The 21,485-nt window shown below is 65.5% G+C and carries 15 protein-coding genes; 3 read left to right on the plus strand and 12 right to left on the minus strand.

What is annotated here, in order from left to right; all coding sequences use genetic code 11:
• Positions 1–291 precede the first annotated feature (291 nt).
• From AB3X99_RS39130 to AB3X99_RS39140, 3 genes are read right to left on the minus strand one after another with little or no spacing between them, the layout of a single operon-like run.
• Positions 292–2,778: a glycosyltransferase family 4 protein gene (locus tag AB3X99_RS39130; RefSeq protein ID WP_368661859.1), complete on the minus strand. Its 2,487-nt coding sequence runs from the start codon at positions 2,776–2,778 to the stop codon at positions 292–294.
• Positions 2,775–4,241 (minus strand): flippase, encoded by a 1,467-nt coding sequence (locus AB3X99_RS39135; RefSeq protein WP_069266039.1) that lies wholly within the window; start codon positions 4,239–4,241, stop codon positions 2,775–2,777. The genes AB3X99_RS39130 and AB3X99_RS39135 overlap by 4 nt, the downstream gene beginning before the upstream one ends.
• 30 nt (positions 4,242–4,271) lie before the next feature.
• Positions 4,272–6,443: a hypothetical protein gene (locus AB3X99_RS39140; RefSeq protein WP_368661873.1), complete on the minus strand. Its 2,172-nt coding sequence runs from the start codon at positions 6,441–6,443 to the stop codon at positions 4,272–4,274.
• A gap of 409 nt (positions 6,444–6,852) precedes the next feature.
• Between AB3X99_RS39140 and AB3X99_RS39145 the strand changes: the two genes are divergently transcribed.
• Genes AB3X99_RS39145 through AB3X99_RS39155 form a run of 3 tightly spaced genes read left to right on the plus strand, consistent with a single transcriptional unit; the run spans position 6,853 to position 9,971 of the window.
• Positions 6,853–7,947, plus strand: coding sequence for an acyltransferase (locus tag AB3X99_RS39145; RefSeq protein ID WP_069266040.1), 1,095 nt, complete (start codon positions 6,853–6,855; stop codon positions 7,945–7,947).
• Positions 7,948–7,984: 37 nt separating this feature from the next.
• Positions 7,985–9,028, plus strand: coding sequence for a GDP-mannose 4,6-dehydratase (gene gmd / locus AB3X99_RS39150; protein ID WP_069266041.1), 1,044 nt, complete (start codon positions 7,985–7,987; stop codon positions 9,026–9,028).
• Positions 9,015–9,971 (plus strand): GDP-mannose 4,6-dehydratase, encoded by a 957-nt coding sequence (locus AB3X99_RS39155; protein ID WP_368661860.1) that lies wholly within the window; start codon positions 9,015–9,017, stop codon positions 9,969–9,971. The genes gmd and AB3X99_RS39155 overlap by 14 nt, the downstream gene beginning before the upstream one ends.
• Positions 9,972–10,050: 79 nt before the next feature.
• On the opposite strand, the gene AB3X99_RS39160 is transcribed toward AB3X99_RS39155, so the two are convergent.
• From AB3X99_RS39160 to AB3X99_RS39200, 9 genes are read right to left on the minus strand one after another with little or no spacing between them, the layout of a single operon-like run.
• A complete protein-coding gene (locus AB3X99_RS39160; RefSeq protein WP_069266043.1) occupies positions 10,051–11,208 on the minus strand; it encodes a glycosyltransferase family 4 protein in 1,158 nt (385 codons plus the stop codon).
• Between the two features lie 28 nt (positions 11,209–11,236).
• Positions 11,237–12,460: a glycosyltransferase family 4 protein gene (locus AB3X99_RS39165; RefSeq protein WP_368661861.1), complete on the minus strand. Its 1,224-nt coding sequence runs from the start codon at positions 12,458–12,460 to the stop codon at positions 11,237–11,239.
• Positions 12,457–13,938, minus strand: a complete 1,482-nt coding sequence (locus AB3X99_RS39170) for a glucose-6-phosphate isomerase (RefSeq protein WP_368661862.1) — start codon at positions 13,936–13,938, stop codon at positions 12,457–12,459. The genes AB3X99_RS39165 and AB3X99_RS39170 overlap by 4 nt, the downstream gene beginning before the upstream one ends.
• Positions 13,939–13,940: 2 nt before the next feature.
• A complete protein-coding gene (locus tag AB3X99_RS39175) occupies positions 13,941–15,086 on the minus strand; it encodes a glycosyltransferase (RefSeq protein ID WP_368661863.1) in 1,146 nt (381 codons plus the stop codon).
• Between the two features lie 34 nt (positions 15,087–15,120).
• Entirely contained in the window at positions 15,121–16,047 is a 927-nt protein-coding gene (locus tag AB3X99_RS39180) for a glycosyltransferase family 2 protein (RefSeq protein WP_069266046.1), read from the minus strand.
• A gap of 40 nt (positions 16,048–16,087) precedes the next feature.
• Positions 16,088–18,334 carry a polysaccharide biosynthesis tyrosine autokinase gene (locus AB3X99_RS39185; RefSeq protein WP_342947192.1) on the minus strand — a complete coding sequence of 749 codons (2,247 nt, stop codon included), beginning with the start codon at positions 18,332–18,334 and terminating at the stop codon, positions 16,088–16,090.
• 60 nt (positions 18,335–18,394) lie between these two features.
• Complete coding sequence (locus AB3X99_RS39190) at positions 18,395–19,570, minus strand: polysaccharide biosynthesis/export family protein (RefSeq protein WP_368661864.1); 1,176 nt, start codon at positions 19,568–19,570, stop codon at positions 18,395–18,397.
• Positions 19,567–20,016 carry an exopolysaccharide biosynthesis protein gene (locus AB3X99_RS39195; RefSeq protein WP_069266049.1) on the minus strand — a complete coding sequence of 150 codons (450 nt, stop codon included), beginning with the start codon at positions 20,014–20,016 and terminating at the stop codon, positions 19,567–19,569. The genes AB3X99_RS39190 and AB3X99_RS39195 overlap by 4 nt, the downstream gene beginning before the upstream one ends.
• A gap of 53 nt (positions 20,017–20,069) precedes the next feature.
• Positions 20,070–21,485 carry a UDP-glucose/GDP-mannose dehydrogenase family protein gene (locus AB3X99_RS39200; RefSeq protein ID WP_368661865.1) on the minus strand — a complete coding sequence of 472 codons (1,416 nt, stop codon included), beginning with the start codon at positions 21,483–21,485 and terminating at the stop codon, positions 20,070–20,072.

Here is a 21,485-nt window from a genome sequence, read left to right on the forward strand (position 1 = left end):
TTCGGTTATGCCCTTCGGCGCGCGCAGCGCCGCCGGAAGGATGAGCGCCTTGTCACTACCTTTGAAGGTGCGAGGTGACAGACGCTCCGGAGCCATTCACCATTTACGTCGAGATGTGAACTGTGGCGGGCGCTGGCGGTTTGAGCGGCTTTCTTTGCCTACTTTCTTTGCCGCCGCAAAGAAAGTAGGTGCCGCCCCGCACAGGGGCAACACTTGCATACCGACGCGAACACAAGGAAAGGCCAACGCGGCCAGAAGCCGCGAAAAAAGGCCTAAAAAAAGCAAAAAAACTTACTTGCCCCGAGCAACAACCCCATCGAGCACCCGCTCGACAGCATCGACATACTGCTGCTTCCCAAACCGCTCCCGGGCAGTAGCCAGCCCTTGCACAGCAAGCCGATCCCGCAACGCCGCGTCGTCGTGCAACCTGCCGATGGTGGCAGCCAGTTCCTTGGCATCACCTGGCGTACAAAGCAGCCCGCTTTCACCATGCTCGACGATCTCAGTCACACCACCATCGCGAGAAGCAACCACGGGCCTTTGCGCCAGCATCCCCTCAACGACCACACGCCCAAACGGTTCAGGCGTAATAGACGTATGCGCGATCACATCGACCGCCCGCATACAAGCCGCAATGTCATGCCGGAAGCCGAGAAAATGCACACGCTCCTGCAGCCCGTTCGCCTCGACGAATGCACGCAGCTCGGCAGCGTAAGCGTCCTCACCGAACAGCGGCGCACCAACAAACACAGCATGCGCACGCGGCTCGTCGAGCAACGCTTCGAGCAGCACATGCTGGCCTTTCCAGCGCGCCAGACGGCTGAAAGCACCAACCAGGAACGCATCCTCGGGCAACCCGATCTGCACCCGCAGTTGAGCCGGCGGCACGCGCGCGAGCGCACGGAACGGCGATTCATCCACGCCGTTGTGCACCACGTCGATGCGCTTCGCGTCGAAGCGCGTGAGCTGCGCAAACACCTTCGCCGATGCATGCGAGTTCGCGATCACATGCGCGAGCCCCAGCTTCGCGCAGCCCTTGATCACCGCGCGCTGCACGCGGCCGAAATGCTCGTCGCTAACAATGTCGCGCAAATGCCAGACCACCGGCTTGCGCGCGAGCTTGCCCGCAAGCACGCCGATTACCATCGCGCGCTGCGTGTTGGCGTAGAGCACGTCGGCTTCGCGCGCGCGGCGGCGCGTCTCGCGCACGAGCGCGGCGATGCCCGTAAGCACGCCCAGTCGCGGCGCCGTGCCGCCATCGCGGCGCACCTTGTTCAACGCACCCGAATCGATCACCTCCACGCGCGCGCCGGCTTTGTCGAGCGCCTCCCTGAAGGGCCCGTCGTTGAAGAGCAGCACGTCGATGCGCGAGCGCAAGCCCTTCACCACTTCCAGCAGCGATAGCTCGGCGCCGCCCAGCACGCCGCTCTGGTCGATGGCGAGCACGCGCGGCGCGTCCGCTGCGTCCGCTTCGATCTCGTACGGCGCTGCGCCGTGTGCCGAGCCCGCCTGCGCGATCGCCGGCACCGCTTTCGCCACGCGCGCGAAGAATTGCTCGCGGAAATGCCGCGAAGAAAAGCGCTCGGCATTCGCGCGGCAATCCTCGGCGCGGAATCGGCCAGGATCGCTTTCGAACGACTCGACGGCGTCGATGATCGCGTCCGCGTTTTGCTCTTCGAAGAAAATGCCCGTGGGCCGCGAACCGGTGTCGCGCACCGTTTCGAGCGCGCCGCCCTTGCCGAATGCAATCACGGGCGTGCCGCAGGCCTGCGCCTCGACCACCGAAATGCCGAAGTCTTCTTCCGCTGCGAACACGAACGCCTTGGCGCGGCGCATGCGGTCGTGCAGTACGGCGAACGGCTGATAGCCCAGCACTTCCACATTGGGCGTCGCCTTCGCGCGCACCTTGTGCATGTCGGGGCCGTCGCCGATCACCACGAGGCGCCGCTCGGGCATGCGCGCGAATGCCTCGACAATCAGGTCGATCTTCTTGTACGGCACGAGCCGCGAGGCCGTCAAATAGAAGTCGTCTTTAGTGGTTTCCAGCTCGAACGCGTCGATATCCACGGGCGGATAGACCACCTCGGCCTGGCGCTGATACACCTTCTGAATGCGTCGCGCAATGAACTCCGAGTTGGCGACGAACTGGTCCACCGAATTCGCAGTGCGCACGTCCCAGTTGCGGATGTAGTGCAGGATCAGGCGCGCGAGCATCGACTTCGGCCCGCGCGTGAGGCTCGACTCCTGCAGGTACTGATGCTGGAGATCCCACGCATAGCGGATCGGCGAATGCACGTAGCTGATATGGAACTGGTCCGGTCCCGTGAGCACGCCCTTGGCCACCGCATGGCTGCTCGAAATCACCACGTCGTAGCCCGACACGTCGAGCTGCTCGATGGCGAGCGGCATGAACGGCAGGTACGCGCGATAACGCTTGCGCGCGCCCGGCAGCTTCTGGATGAACGAGGTCGTCGCGCGCTTGCCGCGCAAGAACGTGCGGTCTTTCGCATCGACGAAATCGACGACCGAGAACAGGTCTGCATCCGGAAAGCAGGCGAGGATCTGCTCGAGCACCCGCTCCGCGCCCGCGTAGGTCACGAGCCAGTCGTGCACGATGGCCACGCGCGGCGCACGGCCTGCGGCGAGGGCGGGCCGCAGTGGCCGCAGCGGCATGACGGCGCCCGTTTCGGAGCGTCGCGGTTTGGTGGCGTCGCGCCGTTGAAGGGGCGCGGCAGCGCTTTCGGACGGCGCCGCTTCGTCGATCAGTTCGTGACTCATGCGCTTTTCCGTGAATTCAGTCGAAAGAGAAGGGAACGGGCGTAGCCGCGCAGCATCGGCGTGGTCGCAACCGACCACACCACGTTGGCAAGTGCGAGCACGACACCGGCGCCGATTGCGTACAGCGCGTCCGGCAGCCACCACGCAAGAGCGAGCGCAGCGGCGAGAAAACTCAGGTGAGCGAACATATCGACGATGATCGTGCGGCTATGAATGCGCGAAAGCCACAGCAGTACGACGTAGTCGAACAGTGCGCGAAACAGCACGGCGGCGGCCGCGCCCGGCAAGCCGAAGCGCGAAATGCCGAGCCATAGCAGACCGGCAAAGAGCGGCAGTTCCACGAGCCCCACGCGCGCGGCGGCGGCAGGATTGTTTTGCGACTGGATGAGAATGCGCGTGACGCCCGCCTGCCCGACGAGCCACACGGCGATGATCAGCACGCGCCCAACCGGTGCGCCATGCGCGGCGATCACGGGCCCGACCCACGCATGCAGGAAGGGCTGGAGCACCACGATCGCGCCGATGGCGATCGGCGTGAACACGGCATTGAGAAACTGCAGCGACTGCGCGGCGATTTCATCGGCATGCTCGCGGCCCAGCGCGGACAGGCGCGGAAACAGCGTGCGCACGAGCGCATTGGGCACCATGTTCAGGCGCGTGACGAGGTTCTGCGGCACGGTGTAATACGTGACGAAGCGCGCACCGAGGCCCGCGCCCAGCATCATGCGGTCGAGCGAGTCCGCGACCATCGTCGTGATGCTCGCGACCAGCATCCAGCCGCCGAAATTGAAGAGCGCCTTCGACGTATCGAGGCGCGGCCCGCGCACCTTGCGAATGCCGAGCACGCGCAGCGCCGAGCGGCCGAGCAGGATCGCGGCGGCCAGACGCGCGAATACGGCGGCGGCCAGCACGGTCTGCAGATTCGGCTCGTACGCCCAGGCAGCGGCAAGCGGCAGCAGCTGGAACAGGAACGTGCCGAGCGTCTGGTTCGTGTTGTAGATGCCGAAGCGCTCCGCGCCGTTGATCGCACCCGCGAACACCCACGAGACGTTCGCCACCGGAATCGCCACGGCGAGCCAGGGCAGCGCGAGATAGACTTCGTGCCGCAACTCGGGCGTGACGTGCGTGAAATACGCGGTATAAAGCGCGCCGCCCGAATAGATCAGCAGGCCGCCAATCGCGCCGGTCGTGAAGTTCAGCCAGAACGCGCTCCAGAACACACGCTCGCAGGCGTCGGCGTCTTTCGACGCATACGCCTTCGAGATCTGGTTCTGCGCGGCCATGCTCATGCCGAGGTCGAGCACGCTGAAGTAGCCGATCAGCGTCCAGACGAGCGCGATCACGCCGTAGCGCTCGACACCGAGCAGGCGGATGTAGGAAGGCACCGTGACGAGCGACACGAAGGTCGGCAGCACGAGACCGAACAGATTGATTGCGACGTTGCGCAGTATGCCTTTATCCATTGGGTATCCAGTTGCGGGGCCCGTAGCGGGTCAGGCCGGTTTCCAGCGGTACATGAGCACCTTGCCGCGCGCGTCTTCCTCGACGAACACGAGGTATTCGCCGTTCGCTTCGCGATGCGCGGTGATGCCGAACGGCACGTCGACCCAGCCCGAGGTATTGCCCACTTCGGCGCCCGGGCCGCAGGTGCCGATCTCCTTCGCACTGTCCTTGTCGTACACATGGACGTTGCCCGCGGGCTCGACCACGAACACGTACTGGCCTTCCACCGTGAGCCCCGCGGGCGTGACGGGCGGTTTCGCTTTCGGGTCCCACGGCAGGCGCAGCATGTAGTGCTGCTCGGGGTGGCCGCTCGACCACTTGTCGTAGCGCACCAGCACGCGCCCCGCTTCCTTCCAGAAGCCCGGATCGTGCGGCGCATCGGCCGTATAGCCCGTCACGTAGAGCGTGTCGGTCTGCGGCTCGTAGATCGCGCGATGCACTTCGGTGAACGGCGCGGGGACCGCGTATTTGTCGAGCTTGTCGTACGAGTAGATCGGATTGCCCTTCGCGTCGAGCCCGCCATAGCGGAAGCGCCAGATGCCCTTGTCGTCGCGCGCGCGCCAGATGTCGCCGCGCGTGTCGATCCACCAGCCCCACCCGCCTGCCAGATGGTCGCGGCCCGGATTGCGCGTGAATTCGTCGGCGTCGAAGGCACCGTTTCCGTTCGCATCGCGCCAGATCCAGTCGCCGCCGGGCGGCGGCGCGTTCGGCACGTTCTGCACCCCGCGGCCGCGGCCCGCAATGAAGCCGGAGGGAATCGCGGTCTCGCCGTCGCGCTGCGCGTCGAAGCGGTAGATCTTCAGGTGGTCCGCGTACATGTCGGTGAGGAACAGGAACGTGTGCCCGTTCAACACGCGCGCGATTGGAAGGCCCGGCCACTGGTCCGTGTGGAAAACGGGATCGTCGGGATAGCGGAAACGATTGGACAGGAATCCGACATATTTCCAGTCCTGCCCCGGCGGCTTCGACAAGTCGAGTTCGAAGCGCTTGTTGCCCGTGTAGACGCTGTCGGGGCGCTGCGGGTCCACCCACGCGCCGTCCACGAACAGCAGGCCTTCCAGGTTCCACAGGCGCTTGCCGGCAGGCGTATAGGCCTCCAGCGTTGCGCCAAGACCCGCGCCGATGTTGTCTTCGTGCTGCGGCCCGACGCCGTTGGTCGAGACGTAGATGTTCCCGCGCGCGTCGGTGCCGACGCCCGTGAGGCCATTGAAGCGGCCCGGCCCCGGCCGCCCCGCGACGCCCGAAAAAATGCCGCCGCTCTCGCCGAGCGTGGCGCTCTGCGTCCACCTCTTGCCGTTGCGCGTGAAAATGAGGATCTGCTGGCGCGGACCGTTATCGGCGATCAGCAGCCGTTGCTGCGGATCGAACGCGAGATCCACCGGCACCGAATCATCGGGCAGCGCGAGCGTGTCGTCGAGGCGCTTGCCGTCCGCCGAGTAGTGCTCGACGCGCGGATGCGCGGCGCCCTTACCCGCTTCGGCGCCCGAGAGCACCCACACCGACCCGTCGGCTGCAAGCGCGATGCGGCCCGGCGCCTGCACGTCCCATTGTCCCTTGCGCTGCATCGAATTCGCGTCGTACACCTCGATGCGGTTCATCGGCGTGTTGCTCACATAGAGCGTCGAATCCGTCGCGGCGAGTCCGCCAATGTCGGCATGCGTGCCCATGGGCACGTCGTTGATCTTCAGGAACGACGCGGAAAGCTGCGCATGCGGATTGAGCGGATCGGGCGAAGCCTGAAATGCGGCGGCGCGCTTGGGCTCGTCGAGCGGCCGGCGCGTGATGCCGTACCACTGGCTGCCCTTCGCAGGCCAGATGCCGCTGCCGACCAGATGACCCTTCTCGTTGCCCACGCCGACCGCTGCATACAGATAGCGATGATTCACGGCCACGGCGTTGCCGCCGGCTCCCCCCCAGCCATGCGTGCCGCCGGCGAAGCCGAGCGGCTTGCCGTCCTGGTACGCGCTGATCTCGGCGCCGCTCTCGTCCCACGGCGCATTGGTGAACACTTTGCCTTCGGGCGTGACGGCGATGGCCGTGACGTTGATTTGCATCCAGGTGCCCTGGCCGTTGCCAAAGCTATTGCCGATCCACGAGGTCGTCACATTGAGTTGCGGCGCGGCGATGGTCTGAACCGACGACGTGCAGATAAACGTGCACATCGCGGCCAGTGCCAACGTCCTGCGCAAGCGGCGATCGGGATTCGATAACGGCAAGGCAATTCCTCCGGTCAAGTGACGGCAATCTGCCAGGATCATGCCGTACAAATCCGCTGAAAAATCGCCTCCAAAAAAGGGAAAATAATTCAAAAAAATTCAGTATTTATGACCCATTTCTGAGTCATCCGGAAATAAACTCCTGAACACCGGATATCACGCCAAAAAGCCGTGCGGCGCGGTGTTCGGCACGCCCGCCACACTTTCCATTCGGCAATGCGTATTTCATATCGCGCAAATTCCGGCATTTAAATTCAAAAATCCAGAATCAATATATTTCGGCTTTTTGAACATTTAATTCTTTCTAGAATGAATCGCGAAGCAATCGCGCATGCATGACCCCACCGGAGAACCGATGACCGTAAGCCGCCCAGTCAGTCAACAAGGCCTCGCCGACCATTCCCACCGCATCGTTCAGCTGGACGGTCTGCGTGCCTTCGCCGTGCTCGCCGTGTTCGCGCAGCACGCGTTGCGCGCGCCGCTGTGGATGGGCGTCGACCTGTTCTTCGTGCTGAGCGGCTTTCTCATCACCGGCATCCTGCTCGAGCGCAAGGCGCGCGGGCAATCGTATTTCAGCTACTTCTATGCGCGCCGGGTGCGCCGTATCCTGCCGCCCTACGTGCTGCTGCTCATCGTTTCGTCGCTGCTGTTCGGCTTCGGCTGGGCACACTACTGGCCGTGGTATGCGTTCTTCGCGACCAATATCGGCGACGCACTCGGCCAGAGCGGGCACGACAGCCTCAACATTCTCTGGTCGCTCGCCGTCGAAGAGCAGTTCTACATCGTGTGGCCCTTCGTCGTGCTGCTTCTGCCGCAACGGCTCATGGCTGTCGTGGCCGCCGCGCTCATTTTTGTCGTACCCGTGCTGCGCGCCGTCGCGACCCCGTGGTTCGACTCGTACTGGCCCATTTACTACCTCACGCCGTTCCGCATGGATTTGCTGGCCGCCGGCGCGCTGCTCGCCGTGCTCGTGCGCCGCGACCGCAATGCGCTCGAGCCCTTCAAATGGCCCGCCGCCGTGCTCTTTTTCGCGGCGCTCGGCGTGCTGGCCTGGCTGCACCTGCACTACCCGCGCTTTCGAGGCATGAACACGCCGCTCTCCAACGCCATGCTCTATAGCGTTTCGCTCGTGCTCTGCACCTCCATCGTCGTGTTCGCGCTGCAGTCGAAAGGCATCGTGCGGCGCCTGCTGTCCAACCCGGTGCTCGTGTATATCGGCACGATCAGCTACACGATCTACCTCATTCATCTCACGATTCTCTATGCCGTGTGGCCGCTCCATTACGGCCGCATCCAGAGCGCCGCGATTGCGCTCGTCCTCACGCTCGCTTATGCGAGCGCGAGCTGGTTTCTCTTCGAGCGCCGCCTCACGCGCGGTCCGCGCCGCCGCCCAGCGGTTGAGCCGGTCGACCTCACCGCGCGCGTGAGCCAGTCGAGCCCGCAGTCGTAATTCCTGAATCCCGTTCGATACTTCAAAGGCACATCACATGAACGAACGTCGCAAAGCGATCATCACCGGTGTTTCCGGCCAGGACGGCGCCTACCTCACGCGTCTTCTGCTCGACAAGGGCTACAACGTCACGGGCACCTATCGCCGCACCAGTTCCGTCAACTTCTGGCGCATGAACGAGCTGGGGATCCTCGACCATCCGTCGCTCGACCTCGTCGAACACGACCTCACGGACGCGGGCTCGACCCTGCGCCTCGTCGAACGCGCCCAGGCGCAGGAGGTCTACAACCTCGCCGCCCAGAGCTTCGTGGGCGTGTCGTTCGACCAGCCCGCCACGACCGCCGAAGTCACCGGCATCGGCGTGCTGAACATGCTCGAAGCGATTCGCGTCGTGAATCCGAAGGCGCGTTTCTACCAGGCTTCGACCTCCGAAATGTTCGGCAAGGTCCAGGCCATTCCGCAATGCGAGGACACGCCGTTCTATCCGCGCAGCCCCTATGGCGTGGCCAAGCTGTTCGCGCACTGGTCCACGGTCAACTACCGCGAGTCCTACGACATCTTCGCGACGAGCGGCATTCTCTTCAACCACGAGTCGCCGCTGCGCGGGCGCGAGTTCGTCACGCGCAAGATCACCGACAGTGTCGCCAAGATCAAGCTCGGCAAGCTGAACATGCTCGAACTCGGCAACCTCGACGCCAAGCGCGACTGGGGCTACGCCTCCGAATACGTCGAGGGCATGTGGCGCATGCTGCAGGCCGACGAGCCCGACACCTACGTGCTCGCCACGGGCCGCACCGAAACCGTGCGCGACTTCGTGAAGATGGCCTTCGCCGCCGCCGGTTTCCAGCTCGAATGGTCGGGCAAGGGCGAGCGCGAAACCGGCATCTGCGTCGCCACGGGCCGCACGCTCGTGCGCGTGAGCCCGCGCTACTACCGCCCCGCCGAAGTCGATCTGCTCATCGGTGACGCGACCAAGGCGCAGGAGAAACTCGGCTGGAAACCGCAGACTTCGCTCGAGCAGCTCTGCCAGATGATGGTCACGGCCGACCTTGCGCGTAACGAACGCCATGACACATTCTGAGCCCGCTAGCCGTCCGCGCGCGCTCATCACGGGCATTGGCGGCTTTACGGGCCGCTATATGGCCGCTCGCCTCGCGGCGGACGGCTACCGCGTGTGGGGCACCGTGCGGACGGGCGAATCGCTGGACGCGGAAGCTTTCCCGTTCGGCGCCACCGCAATCGAGGCGGACTTGCTCGACCGCGCCGCGATCGCCCATGCGCTCGAAACCGTGCAGCCCGACGTGGTCGTGCATCTCGCCGCAGTGGCCCACGTGGCCGACAGCGACGTGGCGCGCACCTACGTCGTGAACGTCGTCGGCACCCGCAATCTGCTCGAGGCGCTCGCGCAGCAAAAGCACGTGCCGCGCGCCGTCTTGCTGGCCAGCAGCGCGAACGTCTACGGCAACGCCACGAACGGCGTGATCGACGAACAGGTCGATCCCCAACCCGCCAACGACTACGCGGTCAGCAAGCTCGCGATGGAATACGTCGCGAGGCGTTTTCAGGCGCAGTTGCCGATCATCATCGCGCGCCCGTTCAACTACACGGGCGTAGGCCAGTCGCCGGACTTCCTGATCCCGAAGATCGTCGAGCACTACGCACGCGGCGAAAAAGAGATCTCGCTCGGCAACCTGCACGTGGCCCGCGACTTCTCCGATGTGCGCGACGTGGTGAACGCCTATGCGCGGCTCGTCGAAGTCGCGCCGCGCGGCACCACCGTCAACGTCTGCTCGGGCAGCGGTCAGACGCTTGGTGCGCTGCTCGACATGCTCGCGCGCATCGCCGGCTACGAGATCGAGGTGCATGTCGATCCGCGGTTCGTGCGCGCCAACGAAGTGCGTCAGCTGATCGGGTCGAATGCGAAGCTGCGTTCCATCGTTGGCGACAGCTCGCGCAAACACCTCGAAGAAACCTTGCGCTGGATGTACGAAGAGGCCCGCGAACGCGTAGTCGAAACGCAATAGCGCTGCTTGCTTCCTCTTGCTCTACAAATAAACCGCCGCTCTCCCGAGCGGCGGTTTTCTTTTGGTCGATCGACTCGCTTCAGTGAGCGGCGATGGCTTCCGCGTACACACCGGCCACGCGCTTCGCGATCACGGCGTTGTCGAAGTGCTCGCGCGCGTACGCCTTGCATGCCTCTTCATCCGGCAGCTTGATGCGGCCCGAAAGCGCGCCGTCGATGCCATCGGCGATCGCGTTCGCGCCCGTGCTCGGCAGCACGAGATCTTGCGACAGACCCGCCACCGCCTCCGGCAGACCGCCCACGGGCGTCACCAGAACCGGCGTACCCGCGGAAAGCGACTCCACCGTGATCAGGCCGAAACCCTCCAGCGCCACTGTCGGCACCACGCTCAGCGTGGCCGCGCGATAGAGCGAGGGCAGGTGCGCGTCGGGCACGAAACCGAGCAGCTTCACGTTGTCAGCCAACCCTGCTTCGTCGATACGCTGCTGAAGTTCGGACTCCAGACGGCCTCGCCCCGCGATCAGCAGGAGCACGTCCGGGTGGCGTTGCTTCACCATCTTGATCGCGTCGATCAGGTCTTCGAGGCCCATGCGGCGCACGAGGCGGCGCACGGCGAGGATGATCGGGCGGCCTTGCGGCAACTGGAGCTTCAGGCGCGCTTCCGCCGTCGTGCAGGCCGGGTCGAAATGCGCCGTATCCACGCAGCCCGGCACGATGCGCACGCGCTCGGGCGAAATAGCGTAGCGGCGCGTGAGAATGTCGCCAAACGCCTTCGACAGCACGATGAGCCGCGAGGAGCGCTCATACACCGACTGCTCCAGCGAGTGCTTGATGCGCTGGCTCAGCGTGGCCGCACCTTCCACGAAACTTTCGTCGGCCCACGGGCCCTGGAAGTGCGAAACCTGCGGAATGCCGCGCGTGACGTCGAGCCCGGGGAAGGTGTACAGCGCGAAGTGCGAGGAAATCACGTCGGGGCGGTGGCGGCGAATCTCGCTGCGCAGCGCACGGCGCGCGTCCATGAGGCGAAACGGCAGCGAGCGCGAAGCGGAGCCGAAGCCGTGAATCGCGCCGCCGCTGTCCTGGGCCACCTTGGGCGAGCCGGCCACGACGCCGCGCACGCGCACGCCCGCGCCGGGCAGCGCGCCGACGAGCGAGTAGTACATGCGGTCGAGGCCGCCTGCGCGCTCGGGAAACCAGTGCATGCCGATCTGCAGCGATTGAATGGATTGTGTGGTCATCGCGTGTCCTTATTCTGCACGTATGCGGTTATCGGGGGGTCTCTGCGCGCTGGAGCGTTTGACCGCCCGGCAGCGTCGCAGCAGCGAACGCGGGTTCTTCGCGGCGTACGGCCTCGCTCGCGTCGCCGGCCAGTTGCCGGTAGAGCGCGATGTACTGCGCGGCCATGCGCGCCCAGCCGAACTGCGTGGCCAGTTCCGCCGCCGCCTCGCCCATCGCGAGCCGGCGCGGCGTGTCGGTGGCGAGCGTCTTCACGGCGTTGGCGAGCGCGGGCACGTCGTCGGGGTCTTCGAGCACGATGCCGCAATCGGACGTGATGATTTCGGCGCCGCCTGCCGTACGCGCGGTGACGACGGGCAAGCCCGCCGCCATCGCTTCGAGCAGCGAGAGGCTCATTGCTTCGTAGCGCGAAGGAAATACGTAGGTATCGACGGAGCGCATGAGCGTAGGCATCTCGCGCACGAGGCCGAGAAAATGCACCCGCGACTCGATGCCCAGCTCGCGTGCGAGGTCGGGATACGGGCTGCCCGGCAGGTAGCCCGCCACGGCCAGATGCACGTTGTCGGGCATCTGCTTCATGGCGTGCAGCACCGTGCCGAGGTTCTTGCGCGGCGTGCGCAGATCGCCCACGAAGAGCAGCAGGAACGCGTCGGCGGGCAGCGAGAACTTCGCGCGGTCCGCGCTCGCGGCCGAGAAGCCACGCGTATCGACGCCGTTGTAGATCACGTCGAGCCGCTCCACGGGGTTGCCGCCCGACGCGCGAATTTCGTCGGCGACCTTGCGCGAAACGGCCGCGATCACGCGCGAGCGCCGATACGCCCAGCGCTCCAGCACCGCATTGGCGCGCGTGTAGACGAACTGGTAAGCGGACCACACGCCGCGCGTGAGACCGAACGGGTAGTACTTGCTGCGCGCCCAGCCGCCGTGCACGAAGTGTGCGGTGTTGACGTCGGCGTGCGCCCAGGTGATGAAGCCGTTCACATGGAGCACATCGTATGCGCGCCGGTTGCGGCGCAGCCACAGCGCGCTCTTCACCGCGAATACCTGCTGGCGCAGCAGGTTGGTGGGCCACGCGCGCGAAGGTTGCACATTCACCCATTTCACCTTAGGGTGGGCAAGCAGCTCCGGCGCGACATGCGAGGCGACCAGCGTCACCTCGAACCCCTCGTCGAGCGCGGCGCGCGCGATTTCATGATTGACGCGGCCCTGGCCGTCATTGTGGCGCACGACATGCGTGACGATTGCGACTCTCAATCGGAGACCTCCGTGGTAGGGGCCCGGCGTTGCAGCTTCGCCCAATGCCCCGCGCTGAGAATGGAAAACACGCTCGAAAAGAGCAGCAGGCCGCCGGTACCCACGAGCGAGTTGGTGAATACGAGCATGGCGAAGATCGATATCGCGAGGCTCAGGCACGCGCACACGTAGCGGTCCTCGGGAAAACGCATCGACACGCGCACCGCGCGCACGAGCAGCCACAGCACGCCCGACATGTAGAGCAGCGTGCCGGGCCAGCCCAGCACGAACGGAATGTTCATCACGCCGCTGTCGAAGCTGCCGTATTGGCCGAGCTGGCCGTTGTTACTGGAAAGCTTGGTCGATGCGCCGGTGGCGCCGAGACCCTCGCCCGTCACGTCGGTGAAGGCCTTCTTCGCGAAGTCGGCATAAAACTGGTTACGCGCCTCGTAGCTCTGGTCGTCCTTCAGGTTCACGAGCGTATTCAGACGCTGCTGCATGCGGTCCGCCACGGGACCGAACGTGAGCAGCGGCACGCACACGCCCGCCAGCATGATCGCGCTGACGATGATGCGAATGCGCACCTTGTTGCTCGACTTCATCAGCTGGATCACCATGGCGATTGCCCAGCCGCCCCACGTGGAGCGCACGAGCGAGAGCGCGAACGAGAAGAAACCGAACGCCGCTGCGATCCAGCGCACCCGATGCTTCGCGGCCATCACGAACACCATCGCGCCCATCATCGCGAACGCGAACGGGCCCGACGAGTTCATCGTGCTGAACACACGCACGCCGAGCGGCACGGGGTCGCCCTGCGAGTTCATGTCCGAGCCGATCATCCACATCGCATCCCATGGCGGCATGATGAAGAACTGCACGAGACCATACGCGCCCATCACGAGCATGCCGTAGATGAAGGTGTTGATGATGGTCTTGCTGCACTCGGGATACTGGCGCGTGAGCACCATGATGTGAAAGCCGATCAGGAACGGATAGATCCAGTTGGCAAGGTCATAGACCGCCGCGGCCGGGCCGCTGCCCACCACGCCCACCACGAACCCATAGCCGATGCCGAGCAGCGCGAGCAGGAGCGGCAGACCGCGCCGCTGCCCGAGGATCGGGTAGTAGCGCAGCAGCGAAATACCGCTGATCATCGTGACGGCGAGCGGCGCGACCTGAATGAGGCTGGTGGGCGTGAAGCCGCCCTTGCCGTAGTCGGCGAGGCGCCGCACTTCGGGGCTCAGGAACCACAGCCACCACATGAAGCCGATATAGCGCACCGGGTTCACGAAGTAGAGCCAGAATCCCACCGCGATCGACAGCACGGGAAACGCCAGCGTCAGCACGGTGCCCTGGTGCGCGCCGATCAGCAGCACCGTGAATACCCACAAGGCGAGCGGCGGCAGCGTATCGCGGCCGAGCAGGCTGCGCAGGCCGCCGCGGCGGCGGCCCGGCTGGCTCGCCGGCGCGGGTGCGGGGATAGCGGTCGTGACGTCCATGATCACATCCCGCGCGCGGCGACGCCCCGGCCTTGGGGTTCGCTCGCGATCGACTCGCCGTTGCGCGCGTCGCGCTCGTGCAGCATCTCGCGCGTGAGCTGCGCGTGCTGCCGCGCGAAGTGCTCAGTCGTGAGATCGCGCGTGCGCAGCTGCTCGCAGGCTTCGCGCGCCTGGGCGAGCGCCCGCGCCGGGTCGGCCACGAGCGCATTCGCCGCGTCGCGCAGTTGCTGTGCGTTGAACGGCTCGACGTACGAGGCGGCCTTGTCGTCGAAGTAATCTTCGAGCGCACCGACCTTCGTCGCGATCATCGGCTTGCCGAGCGCCGCGGCTTCCAGCATCACCGTGATGCCCGAAGCATGCGTGTTGGGACGCAGCGGCACGACGATGATGTCCGCCCAGTCATACAGCGCGTGCTGTTGCTTGATGCCGGAAACGCGCACGATCTCGACGTTGTCCGCGCGCGCCGATGCTGGCATGCGCCGGCGCGTGGCGATACGTACCTCGTAGCGCGAATCGTTGCCGAGCGCGCTGACGAGCGTGGTCCAGTCGCGGTCGCGGTCGTTGCCGATCGCGGCCACGCGCACGGGCGTATGCGGCGTCCACTGCGCAGGCGGACGCAGCGGAAAATCGCTGGTATTGAGCCCATAGAGCACGTGACGCGCCTCGCGCCCGAAATACTCGCCGCACAGCGCGGCATTCTCGCTCGCGAGCGTGGTGAGCAGATCGGCACGCTTGAGCAGCCGCTTGTAGATCGCACGGCGCAGCGCGCCGTAGCCGGGCCAACGGTCGAGCAGCCACACGCTTTGTGCGAGCAGCAGCGGGCGCGCGCCGCCCTTCTTCGCGTTCATCAGCAGCACCAGCGCCACGGCCAGATGCTCCTGCTCGGTGTGCGTCCAGATGACGTCGGACTGCAGAATGGCGCGGCGATTGCGCCAGGCGTGAATGAAGTCGAAACCGGCCGCGGCCTTCAGCGCACGCCGCATGAAGCGCATGGGCGTGCTTTCGCTCGCGTCCTGCGCGTAATTGAGGGCGAATTCCGCAGATTCCGCGTGGTGGTAGCCATACAGGCTGCCGATGTTCTCGCCTTTGCGATAGCGGCGCGGATCGGCGCCATAGAAAAGGTGGACGTGGACTTGCGTACTGCTCATTCGGGGTCCTCCCTGTAGTCGTTGGCCGCGCCAGTCAAACGAGCGCGCGGCGCGCCTCTCGTGCGCCGCCGCGCACCGCGCGCCAGCGTGCGAACGCCGCGCCCGCGGAATCGCCGCGCACGGCGCTCAGGCCCGTGTGCACGAGGCCCGGATACACGCGCGTGCCGACGAGCGCGTACCACCACCAGGCGGTTTCGCGGCGCAGCGGCGTGAGATGGCCGAGCAGGATCAGATGCAGGTTGTAGGCGGCGTTGCGGATCGAGGCGAGCGTCTGCGCGTTGCGGGGGTCTTCGCCCGGGCGCGGCGCGGGGTAATGGTCGACCGCCACGAGCGGGTCGTAGACGAGCTTCCAGCCCGCGCGCTTCACGCTCAGGCTGAACGCCATGTCGTTGTGCGTTTGCGCGCCGGTGCCGCGCAGGCGCCGGTCGAAGCGCAGGTCGCCGATCGCCGCGCGTCGATAGCTCATGTTCGCACCCTTGAGCAGGTCGACTTCGCGCGCACCGCCCGCGCCCAGATGATGGTTGCCGATGATGCGGCCCGAGCGCTGCAGCTTGCCCACCAGCGTGCGCTCGCCGTCGATCACGCGGCCGCCTTCATGCACCCAGTCGCGGCCGCCCAGCGCCCCGAGCTTCGGGTCGGCCTCGAAGGCCGCCGCAATGCGCGCGACCCAGTCGGCGCGCGGCGCGGCGTCGTCGTCGGTAATCGCGATCACGTCGCCCGTCGCGGCCTCGATGCCGCGATTGAGCGCCGCCACCTGCCCCGGCTCCTCGACGATGGCCACTTCCACGTTGAGCACGCGGGGCGTGACGTGTTCGGCGAGGCACGCGTGCGTCGCCTCGTCGTCGGCACGCGCCACCACCACGATCTCGTCGGGCGCGCGCTGCTGGCGCAGCAGCGCCGAAAGACAGCGCGACAGATCGTCAGGACGCCGATAGGTCGGCACGAGCACGGTCACTTTCATCGCGAGTTCTCCTTTGCTGTGCTTGATGGGGGCGTTTGCGTCATGCGCTCAGGTACTCGCGCACGTTCGCGTAGCCATAGCCGTAGTTGCCGCGCGTACGCGCCGGCACGCCGTTGAACACGCCGCCCTGCACGCGCACGCCGGCATTGCGCAGACGCTTGAGCGCGTCGGCGATTTCGCCTTCGGTGTGCATGCCCGAGCGCAGCACGAGGAACGTCGAGCCCGCATGGCCGCCGATGATGGCGGCATCGGTCACGGCGAGCACCGGCGGCGTGTCGATGAGCAGCACGTCGTAGCGGTTCGACAGGCCTTCGAGGTACTGGCCCAGACGCGGCGACATCAGCAGCTCGGAAGGATTGGGCGGACGGCGGCCGCACGACATGAAGTGCAGGTTGTCCACTTCGGTCGCGCGAATCGCCTCGTCCAGCGAAATCTGCCCCGAGAGCAGCTCGGAGAAGCCGTTTTCCTGGGGGCCGCCCAGATGGCGTTCGAGCGCGCCGCGGCGCATGTCGCCGTCGATCATCAGCACGCGCTTGCCCGAATGGGCGAGCAGCACGGCGAGGTTCGCGGTGAGGAAGCTCTTGCCCACGCCCGGCACCGAACCCGTCAGCATGACGACGCGATTGCGCGCGTCCATCACGCTGAACTGCAGCGAGGTGCGCAGGCTACGCAGGCTTTCGACCGTCAGGTCCTTCGGGCGCGAGTTCGCGAGCACTTCACGCAGACGCGTGCCGCCGCGCACCGGGGCCCGCTTTTCGAGCGCCAGCTGCTCCGGCGAAAGCGGCACGAGACCGTACACCGGCAGCTGGAACGAGCGCTCGATCTGGTCCGGATCGACGATGCCCTTGAACATGTTGCGGCGCATGAGCACGAAGCCCGTGCCGAGAATGATGCCGAGCAGCGACGCCGCCGAGACGATCAGCAGCTTCTTGGGCTTCGACGGATTGCCGGGGCGCAGGGCCGGATCGACGATATGCACGTTGCCGCCCGTGCCCACGCGCTGCACCGAAAGCTCCTGGATGCGGTTGAGCAGCAGCACGTAGATGTCCTCGGCCACCTTCGCGTCACGCTGCAGCTGCACGGCCTTCACTTCCGTGGCCGGCAGGTCGCGGAACTTCGTGTCGTACTTCGCGCGCTCGCCCTGCAGTTGCGCGAGCTGCTGGCGCGCCGCGATCAGCACCGGGTGCTGGTCGCCGAAGCGCTGCTGGAGCGAGGCGATCTGCAGTTGCAGCGCCGAAATTTGCTGCTCGTACTGCACGCTGCCGTCGAGATAGATCTTCGCTTCGTCGCTCGCGTTGATCGAGCCCGACTTGCTTTGATAAGCCGTGAGCGCCGCTTCGGCGTTCTCGAGGTCCGACTTCAGGCGCGGCTGTTCGCTGCGCAGGAAGTCGAGCATCTTGCTCGCGTCGGCCTGCTTGGTCGCCACGTGCTCGCGCAGATACGACTGCGCCACCGCGTTGGCGATTGCTGCCGCGTGCTCGGGGTCGTTGTCTTCGAGCGAGATGTCGATCACGCCCGTTTGCTTGCCCTGCTCCTGAACCTGGATCGCGTTCTGGAAACCGCTGATCGCGTCGAGGTCGTTCAGGCGCACGACCTTGAAGCGGGTGCCAGGACGCGCTACGAGCTTGTTCACGAGCAGCTTGACGCCGCCGCCCTGCTCGACCTGGCCGACGGCGCCTTCGAGCAGGCGCGCGCCGTCCGGGGTCGAAACCACGTAGCGGTCGTTGTCGAGCGCGGTGAGCGTGAGCTTCTTGCCTTCGAGCTCGGGCGTAACCTCGATCGAGTCGATGTTGATGACTTCGCCGCCCCACGCGAAATTGCTGAGCCAGTTGCTCAACCCGAACCACGGACGCGCCGGCGTGCCCGGTGTCGCGAGACGCGCGGACAGGCTGCCGATCAGCGGCAGCATGACCGGCGTGACGGTGGTGTTCAGCTTGAACTGCTTCACCACCGGCTCGACGACACTGCGGCTCTTGATCATCTGGATCTCGGCGTCGGTGGGCAGACTGCCCGTCGACGATCCGGAGCTGATGTTCGCGCCGGTTTGCGTTTGCGTGAGGGCCTGCGACGTGTAGTCGGAAGGCTCCACGCGAACCTGGGTGTCGGCCGTATAGACCGGCTTGGCGATGAAGCAGTAGAACACGGCCATGGCGATCACCGCCGCCGCGATCGCGATGAGCCAGCCGATGTCGTCGATGATGACGCGCAGCAACTGGCCGAGGACGACGTCCTCTTCCTCGGTGCGGGCCGCCGGGGCCGCCTGGCTATTGGCTTGTATGGTCACGATTCAATCCCGTTGTTTAGGTGTTGCTCCTGGGTCCTCTTTCGAAGCTTTTCGATCACGTGCTTACTTCGCGATCTGCTTCAGATAGAAGACGGTCTGGATGGTCGGCAGCACCTGCTGCAACACACGGTTGAAGGTCGTCGAAGCGGCCGTGCCCACGTACACCACATCCAGCGGCTTGAGCTGGAACTGCGACGAAAGCATGATCGCGTCGGGCTTGGTCATGTCGAGACGATAGATCTCTGGCTGCGTTGGGTTGTCCTTCATGCCGCGCATCACGAAGATCTGGCGCGGGTTCGCGTCGGTATCGAGAATGCCGCCCGCCTGGGTGAGCGCGTCGGCGATCGTGAGGTCGCCGCGAATCAGGTTCGTCTGCAGCGGCGTCTTCACTTCGCCCATCACGAAAACTCTGCTATCCGAACGATCCGGAATATTGATGACGTCGCCGTCCTGCAGCAGCACGTTCTGAGTCGAATCGCCGCCGTCGAGCATGCGGTTCGCATCGAGGATGTACAGCTTGCCGTTGCGCGTGAGGCGCACGCGGTTGATGTCGGCGTTGTCGGTCGTGCCACCCGAGCGCGTGATGGCGTCCACCAGCGTGAGCGGCACGTCGCTCATCGAGAGCGGGCCCGGCGTCTTCACGTCGCCCGTGATCTGCACCTTCTGGCTGCGGTACGCGAGCACGCGCACGTCCACCTGCGGGTTCTTCACATAGGGGCCGAGGCCGGACGCGAGCTGGTCGCGGATCTGGCCGGGCGTCTTGCCCGCGGCCATGATGCGGCCCACGAACGGGAAGAAGATCGTGCCGTCCTTGGCCACGGTCTGTCCGTACGGGTCGGCCTGGCCCGGCAGCGCGTTGGTATAGGGCTGCGTGAGCGCCTGACCCACCGTCTGCGTCGTGTTGCCGCCCGTGGAGAACGTCGAGCCCTGCGGCGTCGACAGCTCGGGGTGATCGAACACGGTCACGCCAAGAATGTCCTGCGGCGCGATGTGATACGTGTAGTCGGCAGCGCTCGAGAACTTCGAGGGCGGCAGCGGCGCCTTCGGCTGGGCTGCGGCCGCCTGCGCCTGCTGCAGCACGACTTGCTGCGTGATGAGAGTCACGTTGAATTGCTGCTGCGGCTGGTTGTTCGGCTGTTCTTTCAGGCTCGACGTGTCGAGATAATTGCCGGGCGCCGTCGCGCACGCGGAAACGAAGACGCTCAACGCGACCACCGCCGTCAGTTTCAGTTTTGTCATTGGCATATTCGGCTCAACCATCCCTTAACCATACGATCCATCAATTCAAGACTCTGGCGATACGCGGACTCATGGAGTCCATGCGGATCGCTGACATCAGAGTTTTCCCAATTACCGAGCGCGTACACCTTGCCGCGCGCGGTGGGTTCAATGCGCTCGACCGCGGCGACCTGGCGGCGCTCGGTGACGAGCACGAGGTCTGCGGAGCGCACGAGGCGGCTGGTGAGGCGGCGCGACTGGTGCCCGCCGACCTTCACGCCGCGCTCGGCAAGGAGCCACTGCATCACGGGGTCCATGTCGTCGCCATCGCGCGCACGCAGGCCCGCCGATTGAAACGAATCCGGCCGTGAGCCTGTCTGTTCGCTCAGACGCTCGCGAAAGAGCTGTTCCGCCGCCGGCGAGCGGCAGACGTTGGCGTGGCAGACGATGAGCACGTTCTTGATCATGATCGCGTGACTCCCTTCCTTTACATGGCGCTAAGCACGAAGCCCGGCACCGCTCAGGCCACTGCCTGCGTTGCGGCGATTTCGGCGCGCGCGCGGCTTGCCTGCGTCGCGCTCGCACGGCCCACGGCGTGGTACTCGATGCCGAGTTCCTGCAGCGCGGACGGCTCGTAGAGATTGCGGCCGTCGAACACGATCGGCATCTTCAGCTGCGACTTCAGCGTTTCGAAATCGGGCGCCTTGAACACCTTCCATTCGGTGGCGACCACCACGGCATCCGCTTCGCTCGCGGCTTCCATCGCGTCGTTCACGAACGACAGCCGCGCCTGATGTTCCGGCGCGTGCGCGAGATCAAGCGCGAGTACACGCTGCGCCTCGGCGGTCGCAACCGGGTCGTAAGCCTTGACCGTGGCGCCGCGCGCGAGCAATTCGGCGATGAGCGTGCGGCTCGGCGCCTCGCGCATGTCGTCGGTGTTCGGCTTGAACGCGAGCCCCCAGACGCCGAACGTGCGGCCGGTGAGGTCGGAGCCGAAGCGCGTAACGATCTTCTGGGCGAGCACCTGCTTCTGCGCTTCATTGACGGACTCCACGGCACGCAGGATCTGCAGCGGCTCGCCGAAATCCTCGGCAGTGCGCATGAGCGCCTTCACATCTTTCGGGAAGCACGAGCCGCCATAACCGCAGCCCGCATAGAGAAAGTCGTAGCCGATGCGCGGGTCCGAGCCCACGCCGCGGCGTACGGCCTCGATATCGGCGCCGACGCGGTCGGCGAGATTCGCGAGTTCGTTCATGAACGAAATGCGCGTGGCGAGCATGGCGTTGGCCGCGTACTTGGTGAATTCGGCCGAATGCACGTCCATGTACAGCGTGCGCTCGTGATTGCGGTTGAACGGCGCATACAGGCGCTTCATGACCTCTTTCGCGCGCTCGCCCGGCACGTCGTCGTTGCAGCCGAGCACGATGCGGTCGGGCCGCGCGAAGTCCTCGACTGCCGCGCCTTCCTTGAGGAACTCCGGGTTCGAGACCACCGAGAACATGTGGCTCTCGCCGCGCTTGCGCAGTTCGGAGGCGATCGCGTCGTGCACGAGCGCAGCCGTGCCCACCGGCACCGTGGACTTGTCCACTACCACCTTGAAACCGGTCATGTGGCGACCGATGTTGCGCGCGGCCGCCAGCACGTATTGCAGGTCGGCGGAGCCGTCTTCGTCGGGCGGCGTGCCGACGGCGATGAACTGCACGTCGCCGTGCGCAACCGCCGCTTCCACGTCGGTCGAGAACTTCAGCCGGCGCGCGCGCACATTGCGCTCGATGATTTCCTTCAGGCCCGGCTCGTGGATCGGCACGATGCCCTGATTGAGCAGGTCGATCTTGCGTTCGTCGACGTCGAGGCAAAACACGTCGTTGCCAATGTCGGCAAGACAGGCGCCCGTCACGAGACCCACATAACCGCTGCCAATGATCGTCAGATTCAT

Source organism: Paraburkholderia sp. BR10882 (genome assembly GCF_040948855.1).
Taxonomy (GTDB): domain Bacteria; phylum Pseudomonadota; class Gammaproteobacteria; order Burkholderiales; family Burkholderiaceae; genus Paraburkholderia; species Paraburkholderia nodosa_A.